Source organism: Baekduia sp. (genome assembly GCF_035318805.1).
Taxonomy (GTDB): domain Bacteria; phylum Actinomycetota; class Thermoleophilia; order Solirubrobacterales; family Solirubrobacteraceae; genus Baekduia.
Map to the genome: position 1 here is coordinate 1 of NZ_DATHDY010000069.1, position 5813 is coordinate 5813.

A 5813-nucleotide genomic window follows, 5' to 3' on the forward strand; every position below is an offset into this window, starting at 1 on the left:
GTGCCGTTGGTGATGAAGCACTTCTGGCCGTTGATGACGTACTTGTCGCCCTTCTTGACGGCGCGCGTGCGCATCGACGACACGTCGGAGCCGGCGCCCGGCTCGGTCAGGCAGAACGAGGCGTACTTCAGCTCCTCGGTCAGCATGCCCAGGTACTTCTTCTTGATCTCCTCGGATCCGGCCAGGATCACGGGCGCGGCGGCCAGGCCACCGGCGCCGAGGGAGGTCGTGATGCCGGAGCAGCCCCAGGAGAGCTCCTCCTCGATGAGGCAGCCGTCGAGGTAGCTCAGGCCGGGCCCGCCGTACTCCTCGGGCACGTGGGTGTTCATCAGCCCGACCTCGTGGGCCTTGGCGAACACCTCGGCGGGCCAGGTGCCCTCCTTGTCGTGCTCCCATGCGACAGGACGGATCTCCCCCTGCGCGAAGTCGTGAGCCAGCTCGCGCAGGCTCTTCTGCTCGTCAGTCAGCGTGAAGTCGACCACTTGAAGGCTCCTTGAAAACAGATGAGCGCACGGGCCGTGGAGGCCTCGCGCGTCGCTGGCGATTGACTGGTCAGTCAATGACTACCCCAGAAGCGTAGCGGAGGCTCGCGTTCCGTCAAGGCCGCGCGGACACGCGTCACAATGGCGACGTGCAGGACGCGTTCGCCATCGTGCTGGTCGTGGTCCTCGTGGGGGCGGTGATCGCGGCGATCTGGGCCAGCATCGGGACCGGCGAGGCCTACCGGCAGATCGGGCGCGGAGGCCTCTCGCTCGACGACGACAGCGACCGGGTGGGTGGGGACGGGTCTCAACCGACGCGGGCGACGGCGGCCGGCGACCGCGAGGCCGAGATCCGGCAGATGCTCGAGGCGCGCAACGCGCGCCGGGCCGCACGCGGACAGGCGCCGGCCGACGTCGAGGCGGAGCTCGCCGACCTGCTCGGCGCGCCCGCGATCCTGGCCGACCCGGCGCTGGAGGCCGAGATCCGGGACCTCGTCATCGCCCGCAACGAGCGCCGCGCGCGGCAGGGGAAAGCGCCGCTGGACGTGGAAGCGGAAGTCGCACGGTCACTGCGCGAGCTGACCTGATCGGCCACGAGGTTGCTGCCGGTCCGGCCTGTCCTATAGAACCCGTGCATGGCGACGCGCCGCTTCGAGCTCGAGGACCTGGTCAACCGGCCGGGCACGTACTTCAATCCGCAGACGGAGGTCCTGGTGATCGTCGACGACTCGCCGGAGCTCGACACCGAGGTCTTCGACATGGAGGAGCACGAGGGAGCCGACTGGATCCTCGTCTCCGAGGAGCTTCCGGTGGACGAGACCGTGCGCGACGAGCTGCTCGAGCGCTTCCAGGCGCGCCACGCCACCACGGGCGCCGACCCGCTCGGCGATCCCGTCGAGGCCGAAGAGGAGTTCGACGGCTTCGAGGTCGAGGACCCCGACGAGGCCTGATCAGGTCGTCGTGGTGGCGGCCTTCTTGCCGACCTCGACCACCACGTGGTCGGCGCCCGTGCCGCCGTAGACGTGGAACTGGCGCCCGTCTCGCGTGATCAGGTCGAACGCCTTGCCGTTGCGGCCGTTGCCGGAGAGGTTGACGCACATCTCGTCGCGGTCGCCGCCCTTGATGCGGGCGTACGGGTGGCCGTCGACCGCCGTCAGCTTCTCGCCGTCCTGGAGATCCTTCGTGGCCTCGGCGTACAGCGTGGCGAAGCTCTTCGTGGTCCCGGTCGACGCCGACGTGTCGGTCGTCGCGGTCGCCGTGGTGGCGATCGGCGCCGCGGTGGCGGCGGTGGCCTGCAGGGCGTCCATTACCCGGATGGTCGGCTGCCCGGCCCCGGGCCTTGAGCGATCTACCCCGCGCCGGCGAAGAGGAACGTCAGCCCGAGGACGACGTAGACCGCCAGGAGCTGGAGCCCCTCGAACCACGTCGACTCGCCCTCGTTGGTCACGTGGTTGGCGATCATCACCGCCAGCACGACCGCTCCGACCTCGAAGCCGTTGAACACCAGCGCCATCGGGTGCGGTCCGATGAAGTACGAGCAGAGGACGAGCACCGGCGCGGCGAACAGCGCGATCTGCGCGCTCGAGCCGATCGAGATGTTGACCGCGAGGTCCATCTTGTCCTTGCGCGCCACGAGGACCGCGACCCAGTGCTCGGCCGCGTTGCCCACGATCGCCACGACGATCACGCCGATGAAGAACTCGCTGAGGCCGACGCCCTTGGCCGCCTCGGAGATCGAGCCGACGAGGATCTCGGACATGACGCCGACCGCCACGCCGGCGAGCGCGAGCATGGCGATGGACTTGCGGACGGTCCACGGCTCACCGCCCTCGTCGTTCTTCCCGGGCTCGTGGTCGCCGCTGTGCTCGGGGTTGAAGAGGTCGCGGTGCGTCTTGAGCGAGAAGAGCAGGCCCGCGGCGTAGGTCGCGATCAGCACGATCGAGACGGCCAGCGACAGGTTCTCGACGTCGGACGGGTAGTTGCGGATCTCGTCGCCGGGCAGCGGCAGGGACTTCCCGTCGATCAGCTCGAAGATCGCCGGCATCACCAGGGCGGCGGCGGCGAGCAGGAGCATCGACGACTGGGTCGAGGCGGCGGTGCGGTCGAACTTCTGGCGGTCGCGACCGAGGCCGCCGACGAACATCGACGCGCCGAGGACCAGGAGGATGTTGCCGAGCATCGAGCCGATCAGCGAGGCCTTGACGACCTCGTGGAGCCCGGAGCCGAGGGCGAACAGGGCGATGATGATCTCCGGCGCGTTGCCGAACGTCACGTTCAGCAGGCCGCCGATGCCGGGACCGGAGCGGTGCGCCAGCTCCTCGGTCGCCCGGCCCATCAGGGCCGCGGTCGGGATCACGCCGCCGGCCGAGACGAAGAAGATCGCGATCGGATCGGCCCCGATGACGTCGAGGACGATCGCCAGCGGGATCAGCGGGACCAGGAAATACGGCCAGCCCTCGCCGCTGAGCAGGAACGAGCGCAGCTTCATCGCGCCGGAGCCTATGCGACGCGCCCTATTTCAGGAGTGCGGCGCAGTCCTGCACCTTGGCGAGGTCGTCCCCCGCCTTGACGATGCACTGGCCGTAGGGGTCCTGCGGACCGGTGGACGGCGCGGGCGTCGTCGTGCTCGGCGCCGTCGTCGAGGGCGTCGTGGTCGTGGCGGCGCCCGCCCCGCTGCCGGTCGACGACCCGATCAGGCCCAGCTGCTCCAGCGACGCCCGGAGCTCGCTGAGCGGCCGCGCGCCGGCGGGCTTGGCGATCTTCTGGGGCTGGTTGAGCTGCGCCACCGTCAGCTGGAACGTGACGTGGCCGGTCTTCAGGCCGCCCGCACGCGCCTGGAGATCCTCCGGCACGTCGACCTGGACGTCGAGCGCGACCTTGCGCAGCGTGTGGTCCTTCCGGCCGGTCCAGACGTCGACCCTGGCCGAGGCGACCGAGCGGGCGATCGCCGCGCGCTGGTCGGCCGTCAGCTGCGTCGGCACGGCCGTGCCGGTCGCGTCGCCGCCCGCCGACGTGACGCTCTTGGCCTTGCCCAGCAGCGTGCTGACGTCGTCGAGCAGGCGCGGGACGTCGACGCCCGCGGCGACGTGGTCGGTCTCGGTGCCCGCGATGTCCTCGGTGCCCTTGTTCTGCGGGTCCTTCAGCCAGCGCATCGGCGAGATGCCCAGGGCGGAGAGCGACGGCGCGGCGCTGGAGGACTTGCCGTCGGCCTTGGCCTTCTCGTAGCCCTGCTTGAACGCGGCGTAGAGGTCGTTGCCGAGGTCGAACGAGCGGCCCTCGATGGTCAGGTACGCGCCGCCCTTGGCGAACACCGCGCCGAGGGTGACGGGGCGCGTGCCGCTGGCCAGGTCGAGCTCGAGCGCGAAGTCCGGCAGGTTCTTGCCGCCGTTGGACTGAAACGGCCCGGTGAGGTGCAGCGACAGCGGCTCGGTGAGCTGCGGCAGGCCCTTGAGGTCGACGTCGAGGTTGGCGTCGACGCGGCCGCTGCGAATCGGGTGGTCGGCGCCGAAGGTGTCGGTCAGCAGCGCGGTCGCGTCCCCGCCGCCGCCGGCGGAGCTGCTGCCACCGCACGCCGAGACGCCCAGCGCCGCGGCGACGGCGAGGGCCAGCAGGACGGCGGTGAGGCGGACACGACGGGACATGGCAGGCGGGGCAACGGGCATTGCGGCGCCGAGGCGGGGCGAGCGTACCATCGCTCCCGTGCCGCGAACGCCGGTTGGAATGCTCGTGGCGACGGTGCTCGCCGTCGTCCTCCTCCCCGCCGGCGCGGTCCCCGCGCAGGCCGAGGCCAAGCGGTCGGTCGCCTCCGAGCTGCAGCGCCTGCAGGCCGCCGGCACGCTGGATCCCGCCCTCGCCACCCGCTATCGCGACGCCTTCACGCAGGCGCGCAGCACGCTGAAGAAGCTCCACGGCTACCGCCACGCGCAGCTCAAGGCGGTGATCGGCAACGTCGACGCCGCCGCCCGCGGCGGGCGGTTCATCCCCTCGCGCCTGCCCGCGACGTTCCTCACGCTGCAGCGCAACCGCGCCTGGTGGGCCGCCGCGCCGGTGCCCGCCGCCGGCCAGCGGATGACGTTCTCCGGCAGCCTGATCGTCTGGCAGTTCTATCCCGGGCAGGGGCTGCAGATCCAGTGGCTGGGCACGTTCGGCAAGGCCAACGCGCTGTGGAACGCCAAGGGCCGCGACCCCGAGCTGCGACGCCTGCTGGACGAGGCGCTCGGCCTGGCCACCCAACGCGCCGGCGGGATCGCCTTCGAGTACCTGTTCCGATTCGACGGCGGGAGTCCGCCCTGGGTCAGCGGCCTGGCCCAGGGCACCGCGCTCTCGGCGCTCTCGCGCGCCGCGGTCCGGCTGAAGGACACCAGGTACTTCGACGCCGCCCGCAGCGCGCTCGGCATCTTCCGCACGCCGCCGCCGTCGGGCGTGCGCGTCGCGACCCCCGCGGGCGCGCACTACCTGCAGTACTCCTACGCGCAGGAGCTGCACATCGTCAACGGCTTCACGCAGGCGCTCAACGGGCTGCACGACTTCGCCGCGCTGGCCAACGACCCCGACGGCGAGGCGCTGTTCGCCGCGGGCGAGGCGCAGCTGCGCGCCGAGCTGCCCGGCTTCGACACCGGCGCGTGGTCGCTGTACGCCAAGCCCGGCGTCGAGTCCGACCTCGGCTACCACCGGCTGCTGCGCGACTTCCTGCGTGGGCTGTGCGACCGGCTGACCGGCGACGTCCAGCGCGCGGGCAGCGGCGTGCCCGGCACGGCGCCGGTCGGCGGGACGCCGGCGGCGCCCGCGGTCCCCGACCCGGCGCTGTACTGCGACACCGCTGAGCGCTTCACCGCGGACCTGACGACCAAGCCGGTCCTCACCGTCGACGCGCCCGCGACGCTGCGCGCCAAGGCCGCGGGCGCCGTGACGTTCACCACCAACAAGGTGGCGGTCGTGACCGTGACGGTGGCCAAGGGGTCGGCGGTCGTGCTCCGGCGCACCGCGCGGATGGGCTACGGCCGCCACCGGATCGGCGTCCGTCCCGCGCACGCGGGCGCGCACACCGTCGGCGTGCGCGCCGTCGACCTGGCCGGCAACGCGGCCGAGGCGACCGCGGCGCTGACGGTGCTCCCCGCGCGCAAGGCGCCCAAGTCGCGCGACTGAGGCGCGCGAGCGGGGCGACTGAGGCGCGCGAGCGGGGCGGGCCATCTAGTGGGTCGCGCGGGGACGTTCGCCGGGAAATCCCGTTCGGCGGCGCCGATCCGGCAAGGACGCAGGACCGAAGGTGTGCCTCTGGCACATCGAGGTCCGAGGACACCGCCGGGCGGTGATCGCCGGACGGGATTTCCG

The 5813-nt window shown here is 71.9% G+C and carries 7 protein-coding genes; 3 read left to right on the plus strand and 4 right to left on the minus strand.

What is annotated here, in order from left to right; genetic code table 11:
• Positions 1-482 (minus strand): acyl-CoA dehydrogenase family protein (locus tag VK501_RS16215; protein ID WP_324339089.1); only part of this gene is annotated, 482 nt, incomplete at its 3' end.
• A gap of 149 nt (positions 483-631) precedes the next feature.
• On the opposite strand from VK501_RS16215, the gene VK501_RS16220 reads away from it, so the two are divergent.
• Both VK501_RS16220 and VK501_RS16225 read left to right on the plus strand, forming a co-directional pair.
• Positions 632-1069, plus strand: a complete 438-nt coding sequence (locus VK501_RS16220; protein ID WP_324339091.1) for a hypothetical protein — start codon at positions 632-634, stop codon at positions 1067-1069.
• Positions 1070-1117: 48 nt separating this feature from the next.
• Positions 1118-1432, plus strand: a complete 315-nt coding sequence (locus VK501_RS16225) for a hypothetical protein (protein WP_324339093.1) — start codon at positions 1118-1120, stop codon at positions 1430-1432.
• On the opposite strand, the gene VK501_RS16230 is transcribed toward VK501_RS16225, so the two are convergent.
• Genes VK501_RS16230 through VK501_RS16240 form a run of 3 tightly spaced genes read right to left on the minus strand, consistent with a single transcriptional unit; the run spans position 1433 to position 4123 of the window.
• Positions 1433-1789 carry a hypothetical protein gene (locus tag VK501_RS16230; protein WP_324339095.1) on the minus strand — a complete coding sequence of 119 codons (357 nt, stop codon included), beginning with the start codon at positions 1787-1789 and terminating at the stop codon, positions 1433-1435. It abuts the gene before it with no gap.
• 41 nt (positions 1790-1830) lie between these two features.
• The gene (gene cax / locus VK501_RS16235) at positions 1831-2970 is read right to left on the minus strand and encodes a calcium/proton exchanger (RefSeq protein WP_324339097.1); all 1140 of its coding nucleotides are present in this window, start codon (positions 2968-2970) and stop codon (positions 1831-1833) included.
• 25 nt (positions 2971-2995) lie between these two features.
• The gene (locus VK501_RS16240; protein ID WP_324339099.1) at positions 2996-4123 is read right to left on the minus strand and encodes a hypothetical protein; all 1128 of its coding nucleotides are present in this window, start codon (positions 4121-4123) and stop codon (positions 2996-2998) included.
• Positions 4124-4181: 58 nt separating this feature from the next.
• On the opposite strand from VK501_RS16240, the gene VK501_RS16245 reads away from it, so the two are divergent.
• Entirely contained in the window at positions 4182-5627 is a 1446-nt protein-coding gene (locus tag VK501_RS16245) for a D-glucuronyl C5-epimerase family protein (protein WP_324339101.1), read from the plus strand.
• The last annotated feature ends 186 nt before the right edge of the window (positions 5628-5813 follow it).